Origin of the sequence: Luteibacter jiangsuensis (assembly GCF_030812295.1) — a bacterium.
Classification (GTDB): Bacteria; Pseudomonadota; Gammaproteobacteria; order Xanthomonadales; family Rhodanobacteraceae; genus Luteibacter; species Luteibacter jiangsuensis_A.
Window position 1 is genome coordinate 1 of record NZ_JAUSSK010000005.1, and the last position, 25,303, is coordinate 25,303.

General features: G+C 66.8%; 25 protein-coding genes. 11 read left to right on the forward strand and 14 right to left on the reverse strand.

Annotated features, from left to right (window positions below; all coding sequences use genetic code 11):
- Window positions 1-145 precede the first annotated feature (145 nt).
- The 5 genes from J2T07_RS16205 (at window position 146) to J2T07_RS16225 (ending at window position 5,923) form a co-directional block, all read left to right on the forward strand.
- Window positions 146-2,215, forward strand: coding sequence for an FUSC family protein (locus J2T07_RS16205; RefSeq protein ID WP_306851268.1), 2,070 nt, complete (start codon window positions 146-148; stop codon window positions 2,213-2,215).
- 97 nt (window positions 2,216-2,312) lie between these two features.
- Window positions 2,313-3,338: an amidohydrolase family protein gene (locus J2T07_RS16210; RefSeq protein WP_306851270.1), complete on the forward strand. Its 1,026-nt coding sequence runs from the start codon at window positions 2,313-2,315 to the stop codon at window positions 3,336-3,338.
- A 95-nt stretch (window positions 3,339-3,433) separates the two neighbouring features.
- Window positions 3,434-3,931 carry a hypothetical protein gene (locus J2T07_RS16215; RefSeq protein WP_306851273.1) on the forward strand — a complete coding sequence of 166 codons (498 nt, stop codon included), beginning with the start codon at window positions 3,434-3,436 and terminating at the stop codon, window positions 3,929-3,931.
- A 16-nt stretch (window positions 3,932-3,947) separates the two neighbouring features.
- The gene (kynU, locus tag J2T07_RS16220) at window positions 3,948-5,225 is read left to right on the forward strand and encodes a kynureninase (protein ID WP_306851274.1); all 1,278 of its coding nucleotides are present in this window, start codon (window positions 3,948-3,950) and stop codon (window positions 5,223-5,225) included.
- Window positions 5,222-5,923, forward strand: coding sequence for a hypothetical protein (locus J2T07_RS16225; protein WP_306851277.1), 702 nt, complete (start codon window positions 5,222-5,224; stop codon window positions 5,921-5,923). The genes kynU and J2T07_RS16225 overlap by 4 nt, the downstream gene beginning before the upstream one ends.
- 18 nt (window positions 5,924-5,941) lie before the next feature.
- On the opposite strand, the gene J2T07_RS16230 is transcribed toward J2T07_RS16225, so the two are convergent.
- From J2T07_RS16230 to J2T07_RS16265, 8 genes are read right to left on the reverse strand one after another with little or no spacing between them, the layout of a single operon-like run.
- Window positions 5,942-7,198 (reverse strand): glutamate-5-semialdehyde dehydrogenase, encoded by a 1,257-nt coding sequence (locus tag J2T07_RS16230; RefSeq protein ID WP_306851279.1) that lies wholly within the window; start codon window positions 7,196-7,198, stop codon window positions 5,942-5,944.
- Window positions 7,199-7,209: 11 nt separating this feature from the next.
- Window positions 7,210-8,337, reverse strand: coding sequence for a glutamate 5-kinase (gene proB, locus J2T07_RS16235; protein WP_306851281.1), 1,128 nt, complete (start codon window positions 8,335-8,337; stop codon window positions 7,210-7,212).
- Window positions 8,338-8,382: 45 nt separating this feature from the next.
- Window positions 8,383-9,678 carry an argininosuccinate lyase gene (locus J2T07_RS16240; protein WP_306851283.1) on the reverse strand — a complete coding sequence of 432 codons (1,296 nt, stop codon included), beginning with the start codon at window positions 9,676-9,678 and terminating at the stop codon, window positions 8,383-8,385.
- Between the two features lie 17 nt (window positions 9,679-9,695).
- Window positions 9,696-10,643 (reverse strand): N-acetyl-gamma-glutamyl-phosphate reductase, encoded by a 948-nt coding sequence (gene argC / locus J2T07_RS16245; RefSeq protein ID WP_306851286.1) that lies wholly within the window; start codon window positions 10,641-10,643, stop codon window positions 9,696-9,698.
- Window positions 10,644-10,649: 6 nt separating this feature from the next.
- Window positions 10,650-11,966 (reverse strand): acetylglutamate kinase, encoded by a 1,317-nt coding sequence (locus tag J2T07_RS16250; protein ID WP_306851288.1) that lies wholly within the window; start codon window positions 11,964-11,966, stop codon window positions 10,650-10,652.
- Window positions 11,956-13,053, reverse strand: coding sequence for an acetylornithine deacetylase (locus J2T07_RS16255; protein ID WP_306851290.1), 1,098 nt, complete (start codon window positions 13,051-13,053; stop codon window positions 11,956-11,958). The genes J2T07_RS16250 and J2T07_RS16255 overlap by 11 nt, the downstream gene beginning before the upstream one ends.
- A 9-nt stretch (window positions 13,054-13,062) precedes the next feature.
- Window positions 13,063-14,268: an argininosuccinate synthase gene (locus tag J2T07_RS16260; RefSeq protein WP_306851292.1), complete on the reverse strand. Its 1,206-nt coding sequence runs from the start codon at window positions 14,266-14,268 to the stop codon at window positions 13,063-13,065.
- A gap of 42 nt (window positions 14,269-14,310) precedes the next feature.
- Window positions 14,311-15,345, reverse strand: a complete 1,035-nt coding sequence (locus J2T07_RS16265; protein WP_306851294.1) for an N-acetylornithine carbamoyltransferase — start codon at window positions 15,343-15,345, stop codon at window positions 14,311-14,313.
- Between the two features lie 47 nt (window positions 15,346-15,392).
- Here J2T07_RS16265 and J2T07_RS16270 point away from each other — a divergent pair, with 47 nt between their 5' ends.
- On the forward strand, window positions 15,393-15,551 hold the full coding sequence (locus J2T07_RS16270; RefSeq protein ID WP_306851296.1) for a hypothetical protein: 159 nt from the start codon (window positions 15,393-15,395) through the stop codon (window positions 15,549-15,551).
- Window positions 15,552-15,809: 258 nt separating this feature from the next.
- Here the strand turns inward: J2T07_RS16270 and J2T07_RS16275 are convergent, their stop codons facing one another.
- Entirely contained in the window at window positions 15,810-16,373 is a 564-nt protein-coding gene (locus tag J2T07_RS16275) for a glycine zipper 2TM domain-containing protein (protein ID WP_306851298.1), read from the reverse strand.
- Window positions 16,374-16,577: 204 nt separating this feature from the next.
- On the opposite strand from J2T07_RS16275, the gene cysS reads away from it, so the two are divergent.
- Window positions 16,578-17,957: a cysteine--tRNA ligase gene (gene cysS / locus J2T07_RS16280; RefSeq protein WP_306851299.1), complete on the forward strand. Its 1,380-nt coding sequence runs from the start codon at window positions 16,578-16,580 to the stop codon at window positions 17,955-17,957.
- Window positions 17,954-18,391: a SufE family protein gene (locus J2T07_RS16285; RefSeq protein WP_306851300.1), complete on the forward strand. Its 438-nt coding sequence runs from the start codon at window positions 17,954-17,956 to the stop codon at window positions 18,389-18,391. The genes cysS and J2T07_RS16285 overlap by 4 nt, the downstream gene beginning before the upstream one ends.
- A 66-nt stretch (window positions 18,392-18,457) precedes the next feature.
- Here the strand turns inward: J2T07_RS16285 and dksA are convergent, their stop codons facing one another.
- Window positions 18,458-19,534 carry an RNA polymerase-binding protein DksA gene (gene dksA, locus J2T07_RS16290; protein WP_306851303.1) on the reverse strand — a complete coding sequence of 359 codons (1,077 nt, stop codon included), beginning with the start codon at window positions 19,532-19,534 and terminating at the stop codon, window positions 18,458-18,460.
- A 170-nt stretch (window positions 19,535-19,704) separates the two neighbouring features.
- Here dksA and yidD point away from each other — a divergent pair, with 170 nt between their 5' ends.
- The 3 genes from yidD to J2T07_RS16305 are packed head-to-tail and all read left to right on the forward strand — an operon-like array spanning window position 19,705 to window position 22,029.
- A complete protein-coding gene (gene yidD / locus J2T07_RS16295; protein WP_306852150.1) occupies window positions 19,705-19,911 on the forward strand; it encodes a membrane protein insertion efficiency factor YidD in 207 nt (68 codons plus the stop codon).
- Complete coding sequence (locus tag J2T07_RS16300; RefSeq protein ID WP_306851306.1) at window positions 19,904-21,241, forward strand: dihydroorotase; 1,338 nt, start codon at window positions 19,904-19,906, stop codon at window positions 21,239-21,241. Before yidD ends, J2T07_RS16300 begins: the two co-directional genes overlap by 8 nt.
- Window positions 21,238-22,029: a M23 family metallopeptidase gene (locus tag J2T07_RS16305; RefSeq protein ID WP_306851307.1), complete on the forward strand. Its 792-nt coding sequence runs from the start codon at window positions 21,238-21,240 to the stop codon at window positions 22,027-22,029. The genes J2T07_RS16300 and J2T07_RS16305 overlap by 4 nt, the downstream gene beginning before the upstream one ends.
- A gap of 35 nt (window positions 22,030-22,064) precedes the next feature.
- Here J2T07_RS16305 and folE2 read toward each other — a convergent pair whose 3' ends face one another.
- The 4 genes from folE2 to ubiG all read right to left on the reverse strand — a co-directional run bounded on the left by folE2 (window position 22,065) and on the right by ubiG (window position 25,303).
- Complete coding sequence (folE2, locus tag J2T07_RS16310; protein WP_306851309.1) at window positions 22,065-22,988, reverse strand: GTP cyclohydrolase FolE2; 924 nt, start codon at window positions 22,986-22,988, stop codon at window positions 22,065-22,067.
- Between the two features lie 97 nt (window positions 22,989-23,085).
- Window positions 23,086-23,922, reverse strand: a complete 837-nt coding sequence (locus tag J2T07_RS16315) for a squalene/phytoene synthase family protein (RefSeq protein WP_306851311.1) — start codon at window positions 23,920-23,922, stop codon at window positions 23,086-23,088.
- A complete protein-coding gene (locus J2T07_RS16320; RefSeq protein WP_306851313.1) occupies window positions 23,919-24,599 on the reverse strand; it encodes an HAD family hydrolase in 681 nt (226 codons plus the stop codon). Before J2T07_RS16320 ends, J2T07_RS16315 begins: the two co-directional genes overlap by 4 nt.
- The gene (gene ubiG / locus J2T07_RS16325) at window positions 24,596-25,303 is read right to left on the reverse strand and encodes a bifunctional 2-polyprenyl-6-hydroxyphenol methylase/3-demethylubiquinol 3-O-methyltransferase UbiG (protein WP_306851315.1); all 708 of its coding nucleotides are present in this window, start codon (window positions 25,301-25,303) and stop codon (window positions 24,596-24,598) included. Before ubiG ends, J2T07_RS16320 begins: the two co-directional genes overlap by 4 nt.

The window sequence follows — 25,303 nt, forward strand, 5'->3', positions numbered from 1 at the left end:
GCGCCAAACCCCCCCCCCCCGCGCTGTCGGCGAGGGTCACGCCGCCGCCGGGGGGGGGGGGGGGCGGCGGTCGGGGCGCCGGCGGGGGGCGCGGGGCGCCCCGCCCCCCCCCCCCCCCCCACACCGCCCGCCAGCAAGACACGCCATGAGCAACGGCTATTCGCTCCGTGCCAGCGTCATCGACACGCTGATCCGCACGAAACGGCCCGACGTTCCCCTGCGGGTCGCCCTGCGCAATACCGCCGCAGTGGTGTTGCCGCTGGCCCTCGGCATGTGGCTGGGCTATCCACAGGTCGGTATCGGTATCGCAGCCGGCGCCCTCGACACGATGTTCTCGGATCAGCCCGGTCCGTACCAGCAACGCCTGAGCCGCCTTTTCCTCGCTGCACTGGCGGCCGGTGCCGCCTCCCTCGTCGGCTTCCTCATCGGCGACTGGATCCTGCCGATGTGCGTCGCCTGCGCGGTGTGCGGATTCTTCGGCGGCATGCTCGTCGTGTTCGGCCCGGATATCGCCCGCGTGGGCATGACCAGCATGCTGCTGCTCGTCATCACCGCGGCCACGCCGAAGGATCTCGCCGGATCGATGGCGGGCGGCGGCCTCATCTTTTCCGGCGGCATGCTGCTGGCCGTGTTTTCTATCGCGGCGTGGCCGTTGCAACGCTACCGTCCTGAACGCCTCGCCCTGGCCACCGTCTACCGCGGTCTCGCCGACCTCGCCCGCAAACCGCAGAAGGACGGCGAGGCACCGGGCCTCACCGATGCCATGAACGCCCTGCAGAGCACCCTGCTCGGCCGTCACCATGCGCGCGGCCGTGCGATGGAAGCCTTCCGCGTGCTACTGGAACTGGCCGAGCGCATCCGCCTGGAATTGATCGCCATGGCGGAACTGGAAACGCGCCGTGACGGCATGGGGGAAATGTTCCGCAACGACGCGGCACGGGTGCTGCTCGCGACCGCCGACGCACTGGACGCCGCCGAACCCCCGCAACGTGCGGAACGCGCGCTGGCCACCCTGCAGGCGAGTGAACGGGCCTTGCTCGCCGGCTCCACCGGCATGGGCCTCGGTGTCCATATCCAGGCACTTTCGGGCCAGCTCGCCGCCGTGGTCCGCAACACGAACTGGGCCGGATCGCGTGGTGAGGAGCGCGCGCAGCGCGCCGAAACGGCGCTGCCGGAAACCTTGCGCAGCGCCTCCGCGCTGTCCACCCTGCGTGCCAACCTGACCCGCGGCTCGGTGGCCTTCCGCCACGCGGTGCGCTGCGCCGTCGTGCTCACCCTGGCCTTCGCCGTATCACGCTATTACGCCTTGCCGCACGGCTACTGGTTGCCGATGACGGCTGCCATCGTGCTCCGTCCGGACTTCGCGGCCACCTTCAATTTCGGGCTGCTGCGTGTGGTGGGCACGGTACTCGGCCTCATGCTGACCACGTTCGTGCTCCGCCTCACCCCCGACGTGGCCTGGGCGCACATCGCGGTGATGGGCGTGCTTTGCGTGGCTTTCCGTTACCTCGCCGGCGCCCACTACGGCATCGCCGTCGCGGCGCTCACGGGCACGGTGGTCGTCCTGCTCTCCTTCGAGGGAGTGGACCCGTTCTCGGCGATGTCCGACCGCGTGCTCAACACGGCGTTGGGCAGCGGCCTGGCCCTGATCGCTTATGTACTCTGGCCTTCGTGGGAGCGGCATCGCGCGCGAAGCGCCCTTTCGGAGATGCTCTGCGCCTACGCCGATTACCTCGATGCCCTGGTGGCGCCCGCCGACCGCGGCACCCGCCACGAAGTGCGCATGGGCACGCGCACCGCACGCACCAACGCCCAGGCATCGCTGGACCGCATGCGCGCCGAACCCGGCACACCCGCGGTACTGCTGGAACTGGCGGAAACGCTCTATGCCAACGGGAACCGCCTCGCCCGCACGGCAATGAGCCTGGAGGCCTTGATCGACGCCGACGAGGTCCCGGATGCATGGGTGCACGTCGGCCCGTTCATCCATGAAGCTTCCGTGGCCCTGCGGGCGCAGTCAGGGGCACTGACCCGGGTGGAAGCCATCGCCATGCCCCCTGGCCTGCGCGAGCACCAGCGCGCGCTGGTGGAAGCGCTGTCGCGGGTGAAGGAACGCGAACTGGCCGACGCCGTGGCACGCCTGACGGATCGCCTGGCGGACAATGTCGACACGATCGCGCATGTGGTCAACCGGCGAAGCACGGCCCCGGTCTGATCGCCGCTGAAGCGGCTCCCACAAGGCCGTCGCCCGCCGAAGTCACTTGCTGCACCGCGAGAGGCCCTGTAACGCCCCCGGCGCTACACTCGGCCGCATGCTCAAGATCGATACCCACGCACACATCCTGCCCCGCGACTGGCCCGATCTGGCCACCCGCCACGGGGACGATCGCTTTCCCGTGATGACCCATTCCGGTGGTCACCACCGGATCTACAAGGACGGCAAGTTTTTCCGTGAAGTGTGGGATTCGGCGTTCGATCCGGAGCACCGCATCGCCGACTACGCACGCTTCGGCGTCGGCGTGCAGGTCGTTTCCACCGTGCCGGTGATGTTCTGCTACTGGGCCAAGGGCCACCAGGCACTCGAGTTACACACCCACCTCAACGACGCCATGGCCGCCGTGTGCGAAGCACACCCGCGCCACTACGCCGGCATCGGCACGGTGCCCTTGCAGTCCCCCGCCCTGGCCATCCGCGAACTGGAGCGCTGCATCGACGAACTTGGCTTACAGGGCGTGCAGATCGGTTCACATTGCAACGAGTGGAACCTCGACGCGCCGGAGCTGCTCCCCTTCTTCGAAGCGGCGGCCGACCTGGGCGCGGCGATCCTGGTCCATCCCTGGGACATGATGGGGGCCGATTCGATGCCCAAGTACTGGCTGCCATGGCTCGTCGGCATGCCGGCGGAACAATCGCGCGCGGCCTGTGCACTGATCTTCGGCGGCGTGCTGGAGCGCTTGCCCGAACTGAAGATCATGCTGGCCCACGGCGGCGGCAGTTTTCCGTATTCCATCGGCCGCATCGAGCACGGTTTCCGCATGCGGCCGGACCTCGTCGCCACCGACAACGCACGCAACCCGCGCGAGTACATGTCGCGCCTCTACTTCGACTCCTGCGTGCACGACGACGCCGCGCTGCGCTACCTGCTGCAGACCGCCGGCACGGACCGGGTGATGCTCGGCACGGACTATCCCTTCCCGCTGGGCGAGCAGGAGCCCGGCAGCGGGATCGAAGCCCTGCGCCTCGACGATGCCGCGCGCGCGCGCCTGTTCCACGGCACCGCCCTGGAATGGCTCGGCGTGCCCAAGACGCGTTTCCAGGCGGTAGCCGCCGTGGCGTGACCTGGAGCACAGCGCCTGGACCATAAGCCCACGGCCGCTGTGCAAGAATGCCGCTGGTAACGCGGCAGCGCCGCCATCTCCAGGGACCCTTCATCGTGAACCGCCCTTTGCGTGCCCTCCTGATCGCCGCCGTGCTGGCGAGCCCCGCCCTCGGCGCGACCGACGTTTCCATGGCCGGCGGCGACATCCGCTTCCCCGTGCCCGATGGCTGGGTCCCGATCATGCAGTCCGAAGGCGAGAAGGAAACCCAGGTATTCCAGGTGCCCGGCTCGAGCGCCGCCGACGCGACCCTCGCCCGCGTCTCGATCGCCGTGCAGAAGGTGCCCAACCTCAACGGTTTCCAGCAGTTCTCCGGCAACCTGCGCAGCCATGCCACGGCGCTACCGGAGTACGCACCGGGCAAGGCGAACTCGCCGACCGAGAACGTCTACACGGCGAAGGAAGGGGCGGTGAAGCTCGACTACTTCGAGCGCTACTTCTATAGCAAGGGCTACGCGATCCAGTTGCGCTGCATCCGTCCTGCCGGCGATGCGAAATTCAGCGCGGCGTTCGACAAGGGTTGCGCCGATGTGGCCGCCCGCATGCCTTCCTGACTCCAGGATTTTCTCCATGATTGCTTTCGAAGCGACGCGCGCGTGGGCCGAAGCCCAGGACGCCGCCGACCCGCTGCGCGACTTCCGCGCGGACTTCCACATTCCGCAGCACGAGGGACGCGACACCCTGTATTTCTGTGGCAATTCGCTCGGCCTGCAACCGAAGGGCGTGCGCGCCGCGATCGAGGCGGAACTCGCGGACTGGTCCGGGCTTGCGGTGGAAGCCCATTTCCGCGGACGCTCGCCGTGGATGCACTACCACGAGTACGTGCGTGACGCGATGGCCGACGTGGTCGGTGCGCAACCGCATGAAGTGGTCGCGATGAACTCCCTGGGCGTGAACCTGCACCTCATGCTGGTCAGCTTCTACCGTCCCACGGCCGCGCGCCCGGCGATCCTGATGGAAGCCGGCGCCTTCCCTACCGATCGTTACGCCCTGGAGTCGCAGGTGCGCTTTCACGGCTTCGATCCGTCCACCGACCTGATCGAACTCGAGGCCGACGGCACCGGCGGCACGCTGTCGATGGCGGCGATCGAACGCGCCATCGCCGAACACGGTCATCGGATCGCCTTGATCGTGTTGCCTGGCGTGCAGTACCGCACCGGGCAGGTCTTCGACCTCGCGCGCATCGTGCGTCTCGGCCATGCACGCGGCTGCGTCGTCGGTTTCGACCTCGCCCACGCCGTCGGCAACCTGCCACTGGCACTGCACGACAGCGGTGCGGACTTCGCCGTGTGGTGCACGTACAAATATCTCAACGCGGGACCTGGCGCGGTCGCCGGCTGTTTCGTCCACGATCGGCATGCCCATGCGGACGTGCCGCGCTTCGCGGGCTGGTGGGGCCACGACAAGCACACGCGCTTCAAGATGGGCCCGCACTTCGTTCCCACACCGGGCGCGGACGGTTGGCAGATCTCCAACCCGCCCATCCTGGCGCTCGCGCCGTTGCGTGCCTCGCTGGACGTATTCCGTCGCGCGGGCATGCCGCGTCTCGTCGAAAAAAGCCGCCGGCTCACCACCTACCTCGACTGGCTGATTCGTTCGCGCCTCGATGACACGCTGGACATCGTCACTCCCAACGACCCGGCGCAGCGCGGCGCGCAATTGTCGGTGCGCGTGCGCGCCGGGCGCGACGCGGGACGCGCGTTGTTCGAATACCTGGAAGGACGTGGCGTCATCGGCGACTGGCGCGAACCGGACGTGATACGCCTCTCGCCCACGCCGCTCTACAACCGCTACTCGGATTGCCTGGGTGCCGTCGAAGTCATCGAAGCATGGCGCTCGCAGGCATGAGTGAAAGCGATATCTACCCCTCGCCCTACAGCGAACGCGGCGCCGGATTCGCGGTGCAGGGCGTCACGCACTGGCTTCGCGTCGTGCCGGGCCGGGTCCTGCTTGGGCTGAAGGCCGGCGGTCTCCCCGTGGCGCTGCCGGAACGCCCCGACGGTCTCAGCCATCCCGGCATCAAGGCGAAGGCCAACGGCTACGAGACCGCCATCGACGACGTCAGCAGTCGATGGCTGCGCGAACATCCGGAAACCTGCGATCGCTATGTCGCCGCGCTTCGCGAGGTCTTGAAGCAGCCGCGCGTACGGCTGGACGGCTATGCCACGCATGCCATCTTCATGGGAACGGTGGAGCTGTTCGCGGGCCCGCGGCTCGACCGCGTCAACCTGGAACTGGACGAAGAGGACGGCTCATTCCCACGCGCCATGGAACTCCTGCGCGACGCTCCGCGCGATGCGCGCACCGCCTTCGCCATGCCGTTGGAACCCGGCATGGGCAGCTTCGAGGATCCCTTGTTCCTCGCGGGGGAACAGGCATGGATCGATGGCGAGCGCGTGCTGATCGAATACACGCCCGATGAAGGCGGGCGCGCGGAGACGGTCGCGCTGGACCGGGATGCGCTGGCGGATGCCATCGAGCGCGCGTGGTACGCGATGATGGATGTGTCCGAACGCATTCGCGCGGAGCTTGGGCGACCGGGTTAGCGCCCTACTGGCGGAAGCCTACGCAGGATGCCTCACCTGCCCTTCTCCCCGCACCACGAATCGCTCGACGGTGAGCGATTCGGCACCCATCGGGCCATAGGCATGCAGACGGGTGGTGGAGATACCGATCTCCGTACCGAGGCCGAGTTCGCCGCCGTCGCTGAAGCGCGACGACGCGTTGACCATGACGACCGCCGAGCGAAGCGAATGCACGAAGCGTTCAGCGGTGGCCTCGTCGCGTGTCGCGATCACTTCGGTGTGATCGGAACCGTAGCGACGTATATGCGCGATCGCCTGCTCCACGTCATCGACGACACGGACCGCGATAATCAGGTCGAGGAATTCGGCGGCGTAGTCGTCTTCACTCGCGGTGGCGACATCGGCCACCACGGCGCGGACACCGTCGTCGCCGCGTACTTCGACTCCCCGCTCACGCAGGCGCGCGATAGCGCGCGGCAGGAACGAGGCGGCGACATCGCGGTGAACCAGCATCGTTTCCAGCGCGTTGCATACGCCGGGCCGCGTCGTCTTGCCATCCATGAGCAGGCGCAACGCAAGGTCCTGGTCTGCATCCACGTCGACGTAAAGATGGCAGACCCCCTTGTAGTGCTTGATGACGGGCACGCGGGCATGCTCGGCAACGAAGCGGATCAGCCCCTCGCCGCCACGCGGAATGGCCAGGTCGACGATATCGGTGAGCTGGAGGAGTTCCACCATCGTTTCGCGGCGTGGATCATCCAGGAGTGTCAATGCGGACTCGGGCACGCCCTCCTCGCGCAACGCGCGGCACAAGGCGGTGGCGATCGCCACGTTCGAATGCATGGCATCCGATCCGCCACGCAGGATCACTGCGTTGCCCGCCATGAGGCACAGGGCGGCGGCATCCGCGGTGACGTTGGGACGGGCTTCGTAGATCATGGCGATCACGCCCAGCGGGATGCGTTCGCGCTCGACGACGATGCCGTTGGGCCGTGTTTCGCGACGGGTGATCACGCCAACGGGGTCGGGCAACGTGGCCACCTCGCGGATGGCGCCGACGATGGCGTCGACACGGCCTTCGTCCAGGCGCAGGCGATCGAGCATCGCGCCGCTCGTCGCGTTCGCCACCGCCGCGTCCATGTCGCGTCGATTCGCGGCGATGACGAGGGCCGCATCGGCAGCCAATGCATCGGCCATCCGGTGAAGCAGGCGCCGCTTCGCCGCCGTATCCAGGCCAGCCACCACGGCGGCGGCGTCCCGGCAGCCGATGGCACGTTCACGCAGGGAGGATGGCATGACGACCTCGCTCATTCGGGGAAAACAACGAGATCATCGCGGTGCACGACGCTCTCGCCGTAACTGTAGCCGAGCACGCCGTCGATCTCCCGCGTATGGCGCCGGGCGATGCGTCGGACATCGCCGGCGGCATATTGCGAGATACCTCGCGCGAACACGGTGTGGCCATCACCGATCTCGACGACATCGCCTCGTGCGAACTCGCCTTCGGCACCCACGACACCGCCCGGCAACAACGACGCACCACGCGAGCGAAGTGCGTCCGCGGCACCGCCATCCACGACGATGCGGCCTCCGGCGGGGGTATGCCGCAGCCAGTACTTGCGCGCGGCAAGGCGGCTTCGCGGCGCGCGCAGACGGGTCCCCGTGAGCACGCCCGACGCCAGGCGGCCCACGCAGGCGACATCGCGGCCATCGAACACGACGGTCTCGATACCGGCCGCCGCGGCCTTGATCGCTGCCTCCAGCTTCGTCCGCATGCCTCCGGTACCCGCGGCACTGCCCGCGCCACCCGCACTGGCCAAGTGGCCGGGCGTGACCTCGGCGACATCGTCGACAGGCCGTGCGTCCGGATCGGTGCGGGGATTGGCCGTGTATAGGCCGCCGATGTCGGAGGCGACCAGCAAGAGGTCGGCGTCGACGAGGGCGGCAACGATGGCGGCGAGGTTGTCGTTGTCGCCGAGCTTGAGTTCGTCGACGGCGACGGTGTCGTTCTCGTTGATGACCGGGATCGTGCCAAGGGCGAGGAGTTCCCGCAACGTCGAGCGGGCGTTGAGATAACGACGGCGATTGCGCAGGTCGTCGTGGGTGAGCAGGACCTGGGCGACGGGGGCGGTGAAGAAACCCTGCCAGAGGGCGATCAGCCGCGTCTGGCCCAGCGCGGCCAACGCCTGCCTTCCGGCAAGCCCCGCGCCGCGCTCGGGCGTGGCGAGGCCGCGTCCCGCCGCCACCGCGCCGGAGGAGACGATGACGACTTCGCGGCCGGCCTCGCGACTGCGGGCGACGAAGGCCGCCAGTGCCTCGGCATACGTACCGGTGAGCGCGCCACCCGGCGCGGTCAGCAGGCTGCTGCCGACCTTGAGGACGGCACGGCGCCAGGGAGGCAGCGCTTGTTCGGTGAAGCCGGTCGACCTGGTCATGATTCGCACCCTTGTTATCGCCGACAGGGTCGGCGATGGCCGCGCTCAGCCCGCCAAGGCGGCCAACCGCGCCCGCAACATATCCAGCATCAAAGCGTTACCCGCTCCCGGCGAGGTCCTCGCCGCGAGACTCGATTCAGGCGTGCGCCCTTCCCCCGCCGAAGCCGCGGTTTCCGCCGCGGCCCGGTACGCGTCGCGGAAGGGCACGCCGGCCGCCGCCTGCTCGATCGCCACGTCGGTGGCATACATCGCCGGCTCGATGGCCGCACGCATCCTGTCCGCCTTCCATTCGAAGCGGGCGAGCATGTCCGGCAGCAGCTCGAGTGCGCCCAGCCCCATGGAGAAACCATGGAACAGCGAACCCTTCGAAAGCTGCAGGTCGCGCTGGTAGCCGGAAGGCAACGACAACAGCTGCTCGATCTCGGTGCGCGCCGCGGCCACGCTGGCGTAGCTGGCACGCAGCAACTCCACGACGTCCGGGTTGCGCTTGTTCGGCATGATCGAGGAGCCGGTGGTGTACTCAGCCGGCAGCTTCACGAAATCGAACTCCGCCGTGGTGAAGAGCGAGAGATCCCACGCGAGGCGACGCGTATCGAGCAGCGCGGTACCGACGGCGTCGAGCGCGGCCATCTCGAATTTGCCGCGCGACAGCTGCGCATAGATCGGCGAGACCTGCATCCGTCCGAAGCCGAGGGCCGCGGTCGTATGCGCGCGGTCGAGAGCGATGTTCACCCCGTACCCCGCCGCCGTGCCGAGTGGATTGGCATCGATCAGTTCCAGCGCCTGGCGGGCCCGCAACGTATTGTCGATGAAGGCCTCCGCGAACGCGGCGAACCACATCCCGGTCGACGACACCACGGCGCGCTGGATGTGCGTATAGCCCGGCATCGGCAGCGACTCGCCCGCGGCACGTTCGAGGCAGACCCCGGCGACGCGGCGGCAGAGTGCCTCCAGCGTTGCCAGCTTCTCCTTGAGCCACAGGCGGGTGGCGACCAGGATCTGGTCGTTACGGCTTCGCCCGGTATGAACGCGCCGCCCCGCGTCGCCGAGGCGTTCGGTCAGGCGTGCCTCGATCGCCGAGTGGCCATCCTCGAAACGCTCATCGAGGACGAAGGTGCCCGCCGAGAAGTCGGCCGCGAGGATGTCGAGCTCGCGCAGCAACGCATCGCGCTCCTGCGTGGAGACCACCCCGATATTGGCGAGACCCTCCACGTGCGCCTTGCTCGCCGTGATGTCGTGCAGGAAGAACTCACGGTCGAGCACGACGTCGTTACCGGCGAGGAAGCGCATGATGCGCGCGTCCACCTGGGTGTCGGATTTCTGCCAGAGCGGCTGGGTCATGATGATTTTCCTTTGGCTCAGAGCGGAATGGCGGTCAGTTCGTCGAAGCCGAGCGCACGGTTGACGTTTTGCATCGCCTGGGTGGCGGCACCCTTCAACAGGTTGTCCAGCGTGGCGACCACGACGACACGGCGGCCGTCGGTGGACACGGCGAATCCACCCACATCGAGGTGGTGCCTGTTAGCCACCTGGCTCACCCACGGTGCCTCGTCCACCACGTGGATCAGCTTTTCCTTCTCGAAGCGTCCCTCGAAGCGGCGGACGATCTCCTCGCGCTTCGCCGGCTTGGCGAGATACAGGTTGGTGGTGACCGTCAGCCCGCGGAAATGCGGCGCCACGTGGGGCATGAACTCGACAGGCAGGCCGAGGTGACGGCTGGCTTCCTTCTCGTGCATGTGCCCGGTGAGCGAATACGGCATCAGGTTGTCGCGCAGCTTCTCCGGATCGTTGCGATCGGATGGCGTCGTGCCCGCCCCGGAATAGCCGGACACGCCGAACGAGACCGGCGGTGCCGCCAGCAGGTCCTTCACCGGTGCGATCGACACCTGGATCGCGGTGGCGTAGCAGCCCGGATTGCTGATGCGCTTTTCACCGCGCCAGCGGTCGCGATACAACTCCGGCAAGCCGTAGTACCAGCGCTCGTCGAAGCGATAGTCGGCGGAGAGGTCGACGATCACCGTCGCGACCGCGGCCTTGTCGATCGCCTCCACGTAAGGAGCGGCCTTGCCGTTGGGCAAGGCCAGGATCACGACGTCGGCAGCCGCCGCGGCGACGGCGGCGGGATCGAGATTGTCATAGGTGAGTTCGCCCTCGTAGGCATCGCTATGGTCGGCCAGGCGCTGGCCGTCCAGTTCGCGCGAGGATACGAAAGCCAGCTCCAGTCCCGGGTGTCTGGCGATGAGCTTGATCAGTTCCGCACCCGTATGACCGCGTGCGCCGACGATGCCGATGGTCTTCGTGGCCATGAGCGTTCAGTCCTGCAGGGTGGGTTCGCGCGTGGCGCAATGCGCGACGCAACGTTCGATGTCGACGAAGTTGTCCAGGCCGTACCAGAATACCTTCCAACGGGCTTGCTTGAAGCAGCCGTCCGACTCCGCGTAATAGAAATGGTTGATCACGTTGCCGTGGCGCGATCGCCAGAACAGCTTGGGATTCTCATCCCGCATCACCTGCCATACGGCGCGTCCGAGGCCTTCGCCCTGCGCCTCGTCGAGCACCGCGAACTTGTCCAGGTATGCGAAGCCCTCCTCCTTGGTCAGTACCATCGCCGCCCGGTAGTTCTCCGAGACATAGAGACGGTAGAGGTCGGTGCGCTCGAAGTAGTCGTCCACCAGGGTACGGCCGAAGCTCGACTCGATCAGCTGCCGCATGCGGGCCAGGTCGACACCCTCCCACGACTCGAAGCGGAGCACGCGTTCGCCACGGCGCACGAGCGTGCCGGAACCCTTGTGCGTGAACAGCTCCTTGGCCAGTTCCGCCGGCCTCGTGATCGAGACCGAGGAGGTCAGCGGCAGGTCGTCGAGGAGATCCTTGATCTGTTCGATCTTCAGGCGCATGCCCGAGTGCAGCCACGGCTGCTGGAGCAACTGCTCGTACTCGGTCGAGAGGTTGATCGAATCGATGACGTTGCCGTCGCCGTCGAGCAAGCCGCCCGTGCCGGTCAGGAACACGATCTTGTATGGCTGCAGCACCCGGACCAGTTCGTTCGCGGCGAAGTCGGCGTTGATGTTGAGGATCTGCCCTGAATCGGTCTCGCCCAGGCTGGCGATGACCGGAATCGAACCCGCACGCAGGCTGGCCTCGATCGGTGCGAGGTTGATGGCGCGCACGCGGCCTACGAGACCGAAGGTCTCCTGGTCCATGAAGTCCGCCGCGAACACGCCCGAAGGCACCGAGGTGGCGCGCGTGTCGGCCTCTTGCAGGGCTTCCACCAGACGCAGGTTCTGCGCCTGGAACACGCGGCGGACGATCGCCAGCGCCTCCGGCGAAGTCACCCGCAGGCCGTTCACGGTCTTCTTTTCGATCCCGGCCGCCGAGAGTTCCTCGTCCAGCTGCGGACCGGCACCATGCAGCACGATCGGCGTGAGGCCCACCTGCTGCAGGAAGGACAGCGAGGAAGTGAGATCCGGCAGTTCGTCGCGCAGCACCGCGCCACCGACCTTCACCACGGCGAAACGGGCGGCGTCCAGTTGCGAAAAGCGCTTCAGGTACTGCTGGATCTCGCGTGCGCTGCCCATGGAGGACAGCAGGCGCACGATGGTTCTGCGGGTATGTTTATTAGAGTCCACTGTCCACGATCCGATGGATGGTCTGGGCGTAATGAGCCAGTTGGTCGAGGGCGACCCACTCGTCGGCGCTGTGCGCCTGCGCGATATCGCCGGGGCCATAGACGAAGGAGGTGTAGCCGGCCTTCGAGAACAACGCGGATTCGGTCCAGAAATCGACCGCGTTGCCCACGGGGATGCCCAGTTCGTCGGCGAGGTCGCGGGCGGCCAGGCGGCGCGTCTCGGCCGTGGCGGTGTCGCCCGCCGGTAACGAATCGCCACGGAACGTCTCGCCGTACTCGACAGGATGCGGCTCGACGAGGGTGCGGAAGGTTTCAAGCAGGCGATCGGCATCCATCGACGGCAACGGACGGAAGCCGAAACGGACATCCGCCGTCGGCGCGATCACGTTGGCCTTGATGCCGCCCTCGACCTTGCCGATGTTGAAGCGCAGGCCGGTGAGACCACCGAAGCGTTCGTGCGATTGCGCCTGCACGTGGTCGAGCGCCGCGGCTCCCCAGCGGATCGCCTGGTGCAGCGCGCTGTCCGAAGGCTTCTGCTCGCCGGAGGCATGGCCTGCCCTGCCCTGGAATCGCATCTGCACGGAATGGATGCCCCGATGCGCCAGCACCGCCTCGCCCTTGGTCGGCTCGGCGACGATGATCGCCTCGTAGTCGCGCGGCGTCTTCAGGAAACCGTCGATGCAACGGGCATCGTTGGCTTCCTCATCGGTCGACAGCAGCAGCGCCATGTCGCCCGGCGAGGCATTGGCGACGGCCACGAGCGCGGCGGCCGCACCCTTGATGTCGCAGGCGCCCAGGCCGATGGCGCGATCTTCCGTCAGTCGCAACTCGAACGGGCTGGCCGTCCAGTGCGGGGAATCCGGAACGGTGTCCAGGTGCACGTTGAACAGGTACCTGGGCGTGCCGCGCACGGCGTAAAGATTCACGGCACCGGCACCGAAATCCGTCACCTGCACGTCGAAGCCCGGAAGGTTCGCGCGCAGGTAATCGAAGATCCCGTCGGTGCCGATGGTTCGTGGCGGGTTGCGCGTGTCGAAGCCGACCAGCGCGCGCAGATGGGTGAGCGTGTCCTTGAGGAGCGTATCCATGGGTGCGGATCAGTTTCCGTTGGCGCGGTCGACTTCCGCCCAGAGCGTGGAACTCATGCCGTAGAGCTTGATGAAGCCCTCGGCCTCGGCCACGCCCCAGTCGGCGGCCTGGGCGTAGGTCGCCTTGGCCGACTGCAGGATGTTCTTGGACTCCACCTTCACCGCGTAGACGGTGCCACCGCGGGTCTCGATGATCACCTTGCCGTCGACCTTGCGCTGGGTGGAGACGAGGAAGGCTTCGAGATCGGCCTTGACCGGATCGTTGAAGAATCCCTCGTACGCCACCTCCGTCCACTTGCGGCCGATTTCGGGCTTGAAACGGTTCTGCTGCTTGGAGAGCACCGTTTCCTCCAGGGCGCGATGCGCGGTCAGCAGCGCCGTGAGCGCGGGCGCCTCGAACACGATGCGGCCCTTCAGGCCGATGTTGGTATCGCCGGTATACATGCTGCGGCCGACGCCATACTTCGCCAGTTCGCGGTTGAGGAAACCGAGGATCTCGGGGCCGGACGCCGGCTTGCCATCGAGCGACACCGCCGTGCCCTTCTCGAAGCCCAGCTCGATCCGCAACGGTTCGGACGGCCATTCGGAACGCGGCGCGCACCAACCCACGGCACCGTCGCCCGGGATCTCCCACGCGTCGATCTCGCCACCGGAGATGGTCACACCGAGCACGTTCTCGTTGATGGTGTAGTGCTTGGTCTTCGCGCGGACTTCGAAGCCCTTGTCCTCGAGGTACTTCTGCTCGTAGGCGCGGACCTGGGTGTGCTCGCGCTGGATCTCGCGGATGGGAGCGACGATGGTGTAGTCGCCCAGCGCCTTCACGGTCAGGTCGAAGCGGACCTGGTCGTTGCCCATGCCGGTGCAACCGTGCGCGAAGAACTTCGTGCCCAGTTCGTCGCAGCGCTCGAGCGACGCTTTCACGATGAGGTAGCGATCCGAGACCAGCAACGGGTACTGGCCTTGGTAGAACTCCCCGGCCCAGATCAGCGGGGTGACGAAGCTGTCCCAGATCGCCTGGGCGGCGTCCACGGTACGGTGCGAGGCCGCGCCGAGTTCATGGGCACGCTGCTCGATGTACTCACGCTCCTCGGACGAGACGCCGCCGGTGTCGACGAACACGGTATGCACCGCATAGCCGCGTTCGATGAGGTAAGGGACGCAAAAGCTGGTGTCGAGGCCGCCCGAGAAGGCGAGGACGATATCTTTGCTGGACATGCTGGCTCCGAAGGAAAGCGATGGACGATCGGTAAAGACGAATCAGAAACCGAGGCCGGACTTCACGCCCGACGACTGTGAAATGAGCGAAGCCATGACCGCCTTCTGCACGTGCAGGCGATTCTCGGCCTCGTCGATGGCGATGCAGGCCGGTGAGTCCATCACCGCATCGGTCGCCTTGATGTTCCGGCGAAGTGGCAGGCAATGGCTGAAAAGACCGTTGTTGGTCAGCGCCATCTTGGCCTCGTCGACGATGAAATGCTTGTTGGCGTCGCGGATCGCCTTTTCTTCGTCCCAGCGGCCGAAGTAGGGAATGGCGCCCCAGCTCTTCGCGTAGATCACATCCGCACCGCGATAGGCCGCCTCGATATCGTGCGACACCTGCAGCGAACCGCCGTTCTCGCGGGCGTTGTTCCTGGCGAATGCCATGTATCGCTCGTCGAGGACATATTCCGGCGTCGGGCACAGCAAGGTCACGTCCATGCCCATCTTCGTCGCGATCAACAAGGCCGAGTTGGCGACCGCCGTGTTCAACGGCTTCGGGTGGTAGGTCCAGGTCAGGACGTATTTCCTGTTCTGCAGGTCGCCCAGGTGCTCCCTCAACGCAAGCGCATGCGCCAGTTCCTGGCACGGGTGGGTAATCGTCTCGAGATTGATCACCGGCACGGTGGCGTACTGCGCGAACGCCGCCAGCACCTTGTCCTGCCGATCCACCGACCAGTCGACGAACTTGGGGAAGGCGCGCACGCCGATGAGATCCACGTAGCGCGAGAGCACGCGGGCCACCTCGGCGATATGTTCCTCGGTATCGCCGTCCATCACCGAACCGACTTCGAACTCGATCGGCCACGCATCCTTGCCTGGCGAAAGCACCACCGCATGACCACCCAACTGGAAGGCACCCAGCTCGAAGCTCGTTCGCGTGCGCATGGACGAGTTGAAGAACATCAGCGCAATCGACTTGCCGGCCAGTTGCTGGCCCTGTGGCGAACGCTTGAACTCCGCGGCCTGCTCAAGCAGGGCGTCGAGCTCGGCGCGACTGTAGTCCTGGGTGGAAAGGAAGTGGCGAACGGTCATGGCAATCCAGTTCGGTCGGTGGCCGCGGGGCCGTGAAGGAGAGAGGAATGAAAAACAAAAAAACCCGGCACATGGCCGGGTTTTTAGTCGGTACGAATGAAACGCGCGCGACAGCCTACCCGGCCAGTGGTCCGATGTACGGTCGACGAGCACGCGAGGTCATTCCTGCGGCCATACGGGCGCTGGTGAGGACGATCGCGGTGTAGACGGCGTGGGTCACGGCTAGGTCTGGAAAGGTGGAACCGCGATCATGCCGGGATTTGGTGCGGCGCGCAACAAGCCCGTCTCTCTGGGGAGAGCACTGGTGGGAGCCGACCCTGTCGGCGATCCCGCGGCAGCGGGCCAGCTTGGGGCAAGCACCCATCGCCGACAAGGTCGGCTCCCACCAGAACCAAAAGACTCCCACCGGAACCAAAAAAGGCCGCGATCGCTCGCGGCCTTTTTTGGTTCCGACGGGACGGAGGTCAGTCCGCCGGCGCCACGCTGACCCGGACGCGCAGGCGCTCGCCCGGGTCGTAGTTCAGGCGGGAGACGTAGACTTCCCCGCGATAGCGGTATTCGACGTCGTAGCCGGCGATGCGGCGCTGCTCGGACACCGAGCTGACGTCACGGCAGCGCGTTTCGGTGCTTTCGTAGGTGCGGTCGCCATTACGGGCTATGCCGTTGCCAACCGCGCCACCGGCGACGGCGCCAACCACCGTGGCGGCCTTGCGGCCGTCACCCTTGCCGACGGTATTGCCGAGCACGCCACCCACGACGGCGCCGAGGATGGTGCCGGCCGTGCTGTTGCCGCTGGACTCACGGCGAACGACGGGCTGGTCGTAGCACTCCTGGCGCGGGGTCTCGATTCGGGCCACGCCATACACCGGGTCGACGCGCAGGACGTCCGCCCAGCCGTAATGGGTATTGTCGTCCGGACCCGCGGAGGGGCCAGGGCCCGGGGGACCGGGAACGTAGCGACCGTCCTGGGCACTGACGCCGGTGGCGAACAGGGCGAGAATGAGCGCGGGGATGAGCAGGCGAGACATTTAGGAAAACCTCCAGCCAGGCGCACGAATGGCGCCTACTGGCTAGCATTTCAGCAAGTTCACGCTGAATCCACGCTTAGAACCGGCGGGTGAAATCACGACGTCCCGTGTCAACCGATTCCGGCCCCGCGCGTGCGTCCCGTTCGAGTGGGCTTGCTATCATCTCCGGATGGCCCGCACGCCGCGCCCGTCCACGGATTCCCGATGCCGATTTCGCTCTACAACACCTTGTCACGCCGTATGGAGGCGTTCACCCCCCTCGATCCGCAGCGGGTGACGATGTACGTGTGTGGGCCCACGGTCTACAACTACATCCACATTGGCAATGCCCGGCCACCGGTGGTCTTCGACGTGCTGGCCCGCTTGATCCGCCGGCATTACCCGAATCTGGTCTACGCCCGGAACATCACCGACGTGGACGACAAGATCAATGCCGCCGCGGCCGCCGCCGGCGTGCCGATCGCGCAGATCACCGACCGGTATACCCAGGCCTACCGCGACGACATGGCCCGCCTCGGCGTCGCCCCGCCCGATGTCGAGCCGCATGCCACCGCGCACATCCCGCAGATCGTGGCGATGATCGAGCGCCTGATCGCCAGTGGCCACGCGTACGAGGCCGAAGGCCATGTGCTTTTCCACGTCGAGTCGTTTCCCGCCTATGGCGCCTTGTCGGGGCGCGACCCGGAAGAACTGCTCGCCGGCGCGCGCGTCGAAGTGGCGCCGTACAAGAAGAGTCCCGGCGACTTCGTGCTATGGAAACCCTCGGACGCGAGCCAGCCCGGCTGGGAGAGTCCCTGGGGCCGCGGCCGCCCGGGTTGGCACATCGAGTGCTCCGCCATGAGCGAAGCCCATCTCGGCGAGACGATCGATATCCATGCCGGTGGCGTGGATCTCACCTTCCCGCACCACGAGAACGAGATCGCCCAGAGCGTCTGCGCGCATGGTGGCAAGACCTTCGCCCGGTACTGGCTGCACAACGGCATGCTCACGTTCGAGGGCCGGAAGATGTCCAAGTCGCTGGGCAACGTGCTCCAGCTGCACGAGTTGCTCGGCAAGCACCCCGCCGAGGCGCTGCGCCTCATGCTCCTGCGCGGCCATTACCGCCAGCCGCTGGACTGGTCCGAGGCCGCGATGACCCAATCCGTGCGCACGCTCGACGGCTGGTATGGCGTCCTGCGCGACATGGCCGACGTGGACGCCGGTGAGGCGGTGGTGCCCGAGTCCGTCGAAAGCACGCTCTGCGACGACCTGAATACGCCTCAGGCGCTGGCCGAGATATCCCAGCTGGCTGATGCGGCCCGTCGGGCCACCGGCGCGGCACGCGGTCCAGCCAAGGCCGCGCTGTTGGGCGGCGCCGCCCTGCTCGGCCTGCTCCAGCAAGAACCGGAAGACTGGTTCCGCAAGGGCAACCCGGGCGAGGCTGTTGACGCGGCTGCCATCGAGGCGCTGCTCGAGGAGCGCCGCGCGGCACGCGCGGCGAAGGATTTCGCCCGCTCGGACGCCATCCGCGACCAGCTCAAGGCGTGGGGCATCGCGATCGAAGACGGCGCGCAAGGCACGCGCTGGAGTGTGGTGAAGGCATGAACGACCCGATGGAAGCCACGGCGACCGAAGCACAGGCCGCGATCGCGGAGGAATTCGCCTTCTTCGGTGATTGGACCGAGCGTTACCAGTACCTCATCGACCTCGGCCGCCAGCTACCGCCTTTCCCCGACGAGCGGAAGACCGAGGAAAACCGCGTGCACGGCTGCCAGTCGATGGTCTGGCTGATTCCATCGGGCGACGCATCGAGGATGCACTTCGACGCGGCCAGCGACTCGGCCATCGTCTCCGGCCTGATCGCCCTCGTGCTGCGGGTCTACTCCGGCCGTCCCGCGCGCGAGATCGTCGACACCGATCCCTCGTTCATCCAGGAGATCGGCCTCGCCAAGCACCTGTCGCCTACCCGGTCGAACGGGCTCGCGGCCATGCTCACGAAGTTGAAGGCCTACGCGGCGGAGACGCTGGCCCGGAGCTGACCGGACACCGGAAAGCAAGACGGCCCCGCATGCAGGGCCGTCTCGTGTCGCAACCACGGGATGGAATCAGTCGCCCATCTGTTTCTGCAGGTGCTCGCGGCGCTCTTGTGCATCAAGCGACAGCGTGGCGATCGGACGGGCGTCGAGACGGTCCACGCCGATTTCCTCGTCGGTTTCCTCGCAGAAACCGTAGCGGCCTTCCTCGATCCGGCGAAGAGCCTTGTCGATCTTGGAGATCAGCTTGCGGTAACGGTCGCGCGTACGCAGCTCGAGTGAGTTCTCGGTCTCGCGCGTGGCGCGCTCGGCTTCGTCACCCACGTCACGGACTTCCTCACGGAGGTTGTCCATCGTCTGGCGCGATTCCTCGACCAGCTGTTCGCGCCAGTCCTTCAGCTTGTTGCGGAAATAGGCGAGCTGGCGAGGACTCATGTACTCCTCGTCGTCGTTCGGCTTGTAACCCTTGGGCAGGTCGATGACGGTGGAAGCCGGCAGCGCATAGCGGCCGTCTTCGCGCGTGATGCCGTTGTCGGCGGTATTGGAGGCAGTGCTATTCATGCTGGATTGAGCGGACTTCTCGTTTCTGGATGAGGTGGAGCTGCCCACCGCGGACGCCGTCCGGGGTGTCGCAGCGGCAACGGCCGATGCCGTACGCCCCTTCTCGGGCGCGGTGGCGGGGGTGGCCGGAGCGGGCTTCTTGGCTGCCGGCGCGGACGCCGGAGCGGGTGCGGCCTTTACAGGCGCCGCGGGTATCTTCTTCGCCGGCGTCTTGGTCACGGCGGGCGCCGTTTTCTTCACCGGGGCGGGGGCGGGCTTGGCTGCCACCTTCGTAGCCGGCTTCGGCGTCGCCTTGGGCGCCGCCGTCTTGGCTGTCTTCGCCGGCGCCGCCTTCAGCGGGGCTTTCGCCGGTGCTTTCTTCACCGCGGGTTTCGGCGTCGTCTTCTTGGCAGGCGCGGTGGCCTTCTTCGGGGCTGCCTTGGCGGCTGTCTTCGTCGCGGGCTTGACCGCGGCCTGGACGGCCTTCTTCGCCGGCGCCTTGGCCGCCTTCACCGCGGCCACGTTCTTCCTGGTCGCCTTCACATCACCGGCCCCGCCCTTCTTGGCGGCACCCTTGGCAGCTGTGGAACTACGAGCATTTTTCGCCATTTCCTTCACCTCGGTGGCCGTGGCGGCGGGGTGTTATAGCCCAGATGCGTTACCCCAGCAACCTATCTTCTGGGATACTGTCGATTGGCCCTACGCCGGTCGACACCGGACTCACAGTGACCCGCCTCCTCTTATCCCTGCTCTATGCGTACAAACGGTGGCTGAGCCCGATGCTGGGGGCCCGATGCCGGTTCCACCCATCCTGTTCCGATTATGCACGGGTTGCCATAGCGCGCTTCGGCCCCATGCGTGGCACGATCCTGGGCGCATGGCGCATCCTGCGCTGCCAGCCGCTGTGCGAAGGCGGCCACGACCCCGTCCCGGAACATTTCATCCTCCGCCGCTGCGGCGCCCAAGGAGCACATACCCATGACTGACGCCTGGCTCATCAAGAACGCCGAACTGGTCAACGAAGGCCGGCGTTTCACCGCCGACGTCCGCCTACGCGACGGAAAAATCGCGACCATCGCGCAGAGTCTGGAAAAAGATCGTGACGAAGAGGTTATCGACGCCTCCGGCCTGTGGCTGCTGCCGGGCATGATCGACGACCAGGTCCACTTCCGCGAGCCCGGCCTCACCCAGAAGGCCGATATCGCCAGCGAATCCCGCGCCTGCGCCGCCGGCGGCATCACCAGCTTCATGGAAATGCCCAACACCAGGCCACCCGCCCTGGACCGCGACTCACTGGAGGCGAAGTACACCCGCGCGGCGGAAACCTCCGTGGTCAACTACGCGTTCTACCTCGGCGCCAGCAACGACAACCTGGCGGCGATCCGCGCGCTCGATCCGAAGAGCTCCCCCGGCATCAAGGTCTTCATGGGTGCGTCGACGGGCAATATGCTCGTCGACGACCCGGAAACCCTCGACCATATCTTCCGCGACGCACCCACGCCGATCATCACGCATTGCGAAGACACGCCGATGATCGACGCCAACCTGGCAAAGGCACATGCGGTGTACGGCGAGGACATCCCCGCCCGCGAACATCCCCTGATCCGTTCGCGCGAGGCTTGCATCAAGTCCACCCGGCTGGCCATATCCCTGGCGAGGAAGCACGGCACCCGCCTGCACGTGCTGCACATCTCCACCGCCGACGAACTGGCCCTGTTCGAACCGGGCCCGATCGAAGGCAAGAAGATCACCGCCGAGACCTGCGTGCACTTCCTGCACTTCGCGGCGCCGGACTACGAGCGCCTCGGTTTCCTGATCAAGTGCAATCCGGCGATCAAGGACGAAGCCGACCGTGAGGCCATCACCAAAGCGCTGGCCGAGGGCCGGATCGACGTGCTCGCGACGGACCATGCGCCACACCTGCTCGAGGAAAAGGCACAGAAATACGACAAGGCGCCGTCGGGCCTGCCACTGGTCCAGTTCGCCCTGCAGGCGGCGCTGGAGCGCGTGTTCGAGGGCAAGCTCACCCTGGAGCGCGTCGTCGAGGCTGTAAGCCACGCACCGGCCAAGCTGTTCGACGTCGACAAGCGCGGCTTCCTCCGCGAAGGCTACGCAGCCGACCTCGTGCTGGTGGATCCGAAGCGCCAGCACACGGTGACGCGCGAGGAAGTCCTGTCCAAGTGCGGTTGGTCGCCGTTCGAAGGCACGACGTTCAGCAGCAGCATCGCCGCGACCTTCGTGAATGGCCAGCGCGTGTGGGATGGCCGGACCGTGGACGGCAACGTCCGCGGCCAGCGTCTCGCGTTCGACCGATGAGAAGATTCGCAAGCGCGTTCGCCGCGCTCGTGCTTCCCACGCTCGCGATCGCGGCGGTCCCCGACCTGCCTGCCAGCGTCTCCCAAGGAGGCCTCGTCATCGGCCATGTGGCGCCCGGCACGCGCGTCACCGTGGCCGGCAAGCCGGTGCATGTCGGCGGCGACGGCCTCTTCGTGTTTGGCGCCGGACGCGATGAACGCGGGCCTATCGTCGTGACCCTCGGGAATACGCGACGTAGCGTCGTGGTCTCACCGCGTGACTGGCCTGTCGAGCGCGTGAACGGCGTCCCGCCGAAAACGGTGAACCCACCGCCGGACATCGCCGCGCGGATCGAACGCGAGCAGGCCGAGGTGGTCGCCGCACGCGATCGCGACGATGCCCGCGAGGACTTCGTCCGTGGCTTCGTCTGGCCGGTGAGCGGACGCATCAGCGGACGCTTCGGCAACCAACGGATCTACAACGGCGATCCCAAGGCGCCGCATTCGGGCATGGACATCGCCGTACCCGAAGGCACGCCGGTGAAGGCCCCCGCCGATGGTCTGGTCACCTTCGCCAAACCGGATCTCTACCTAACCGGCGGCACGGTGCTGCTCGATCACGGCTTCGGCCTGTCGTCGAACTTCCTGCATCTGTCGCGGATCGACGTGAGGGTCGGCCAGCACGTGCGCCAGGGCGAGATCATCGGCGCGGCGGGCAAGACCGGTCGCGCCACCGGTCCGCACCTGCATTGGGGCTTCAACTGGTTCGGAACACGCCTGGACCCGCTGCTGCTGCCGGGTATCCACTAAGACGCAGCAACCGACTTGTGAGGCCTGCTTTCGGATCAGCGCACCTTCGAAGCGAACGCCACCGCGTCGTGGGGATGCAGGCTCTCGTGATGTGCCACGCGTAGGTGGAAGTCGGCGATGTTCGGGTCGGCTTCCAGCGCTTTCTGGATACGCCGCGCGGCATCCTCGCAGAACATGAGGTTCTGTCCGTTGGCTAGCGCGAAAGCCTGTTCGTCCGCACGCTTCACCGCCGTCTGCACCGGGGTGCCCAGCGCCGACTCCACGTTGTCGATCATGCCGATGAGCGGAAAGACTCCCCCGCCCGCGGGGCGCACGCGGATCGTGGCGGTGCTGCGTTGCGCATGCGGCGTGGCGACGATGCCCTGCTCCGTGCCCAGCCAGGCCAGTATCGTCTCGCGGTCCAGTGGCTCGCCCGCCGAGAACGTCTTCGCGAAATTGTCCTGGATCAGCTGCCGCGACAGCGCCGCCGAGGCCGGGCAGGTCGACGAATAGAGGATGTCCGTGGTGATCTCGATACGGAAAGCATCGCCGCTGAGCGTCGCGTCGATGGTGATCGGATAGGCGCGCCAGCCACTATTCTCGCTGCGAAGCGACTTGCGACGCACCAGGTGCTCGAAACCGATGGTGATCCGTGCGTGGTCCGACAGGCCCTCGTGCGAGGCCAGGAAGGAGTCCAGGAGCGCACGGATACCGCCCATCGTGAGAGGTCCGGCCGAAAGGGCATCCGAGACCAGCAGATAGAGCCGCGACATGTGGATGCCACGCGCTTCCGGCTTGTTGAGGTTGACGAAGGCCCCGACCCTGGCTCCCGTGGAACGCACGTCGCCATCCCCCGCGTCGAAGGCGACGGGCATCTCCATGCCGTCCATCCCGACCCAGTCGAGCGTGCCGATGGCCAGGGCATGCTCCTGCGACGCCACGTCGGGCAGCAGGCGGGTCGGGGAATCGTGGATGTACATCGGGGAATATCCTTGGGACGTGCCGTATCCGGCTTACCGTGCCCGAGATGGGGGCCAGGAGGATGGGCTCAATGGTCCGTGCGGGGAAACGATCCGTTCAGGTAAATCGTGCAGCGTGGCGCGCCGCGAGCCAGGCACGGATGGCGGTGGCCGGCCCGGAGCGCGATTGACGGCGGTGCAGTTCGGCCAGCGGTTCGCCTGCGCGCGCGGCGCCCCGGGCCGTGGACAGCGCCGTGCGGCCCTCCAGCCCGCGGAAGGTGCTGAGCGGCTCACCCAGCGCCAGCGCCTCGCGCAGCCCACCGGCGAGTTCGCCCAACTGCGCACGCAACGCCTCGCGCCGCGCCGGGGAATCGTCCTTCAGGTGCGCCCGCGCGAGGCCATGCCGGGCCAGCCGCGTCATCGGCAAGGGCAACCGTTCACGTTCGGCATCCAGCTCCAGCCGCGACAACGCGAAGACGAGGTGCGACAACGTGGCGATCCGCGATGCCGATTCCGCTGGCGCACCGGCTCCGAACCACCATGCGTTTTCCAGGGTCGCCAACGCGCCGTGCAGGCCACGGGACGCCGCGACCTGGGCGCCGAAATCCGACGGCGTACCCTGCTCCAGCTGCGCCATGGCCGCAAGCACCGGAGCCAACCACATGTTCGAGGGGATGGCGCGTGCGTTATCGCCGCCGAACAGCAGCTTGGTAAGCGGGTGGCGGCCACCGCTGGCGGCGGCGCCGGAGAGCTCTTCCGCCCACCATTGAAGTTTGGCCGCGGCCACCTGCGGCTCGCGAATGCCGTAGGCCGAGGAGATCAGCTCCTGCTCGAACGCAGCCAGCGCGACCCGTTCGTCGCGCGTACGTTCGTCCACGAAGCCGAGCGCGATCCGCTGTTGCGGCTGCACGGCGAGCCACTTGTCGACGAAGCTCCCGGTCGCGCCGTCGATCACGCGGCAACCTCCCCCACGCCGAGCAGGGCGGCCAGTTCATCGGCATGATCCAGCACGGCATCGGCACCCCAGGCATCCGGATCGCCACCGTCGAGATAGCCCCAACGCACCGCCACCGTGAAGAGCCCGGCGGCATGGCCCGCAAGGACGTCGCGGCGGTCGTCGCCGACGTACACCGAACGGGTGGGATCGCAGCCGGCCAGCGCGCAGGCATGCAGCACGGGTGCGGGATCGGGTTTCTTCACCGGCAGGGTATCGCCGGAGACGACAGCGGCGGGCTTCCAGTGTGGAACGGCCCGTGGCAGCAAGGCGTCGGTCAGGAATCCTGGCTTGTTGGTCACGATGCCCCAGCGGATGCCCGCCGCGTCGAGCGCCGCAAGCAGGCGCTCGACGCCGTCGAAGACCACGGTCTGGCTGGCCATGCACGCTTCGTACAGTTCGAGGTAGCGCGGAACGAGCTTCAGCAGGTCGTCCGGGGCAATGCCCGGAAAGCCGGCGCCGATGATGGCGCGCGACCCTCGCGAGACCACGGGACGCACGCGCTCGTACGGTGGCGGCGCGATGCCCTGCTCCTCGCACAGTTCAAGCAAGGCCGCGTACAACTCGTGGGCGCTATCGAGCAGGGTACCGTCGAGATCGAAGAACACGCCCTCGGGCTTGAATGGAAGCAGGCTCATGCCGTCTTCCTGGCCGCCAGCACATAGTTCACCGCCGTGCTGGACGACAGGCTCGCGTTGCGCGTGAGCGGGTTATAGGCCAGGCCCTTGATGTCCTCCAGCTCGAGATCGAAGCGGCGCAGCATCGTGGCGACTTCGGAAGGCTTGAGGAATTGCGCGTAATGGTGCGTGCCACGCGGCAGCAGGCGCATAAGGTATTCGGCGCCCACGATCGCCGCGCCGAACGCGGCCGGGGTACGGTTGAGCGTGGACAGGAACAACTGGCCACCCGGCTTGAGCATCGCCGAGAGATCGCGGACCAGTTCGGCCGGGTCGGGCACGTGCTCGATCAATTCCATGCAGCAAACCACATCGAACGATGCCGGTTCGGCTTCCGCCAATTCCGTGGACGACTGCACGCGGTAATCGACCTGCACGTTCGACTCGAACAGATGCAGCTTCGCGATCTGGATGAGCTTTTCACCCAGGTCGATCGCCGTGACGTTCGCGCCGGCGCGCGCCAGTGCTTCACTGAGCAGGCCGCCACCGCAACCGACGTCCGCCACCTTCGCGCCACGCAGGTTGGCGCGGCCGGCGACATAGGCGGCGCGCACCGGGTTCAGGTCGTGCAAGGGACGCGATTCGCCATCCGGGTCCCACCAGCGCGCGGCGAGTTTTTCGAAGCGCGAGATTTCTTCCGCACTGACATTGGTGTTGTTCTGCAT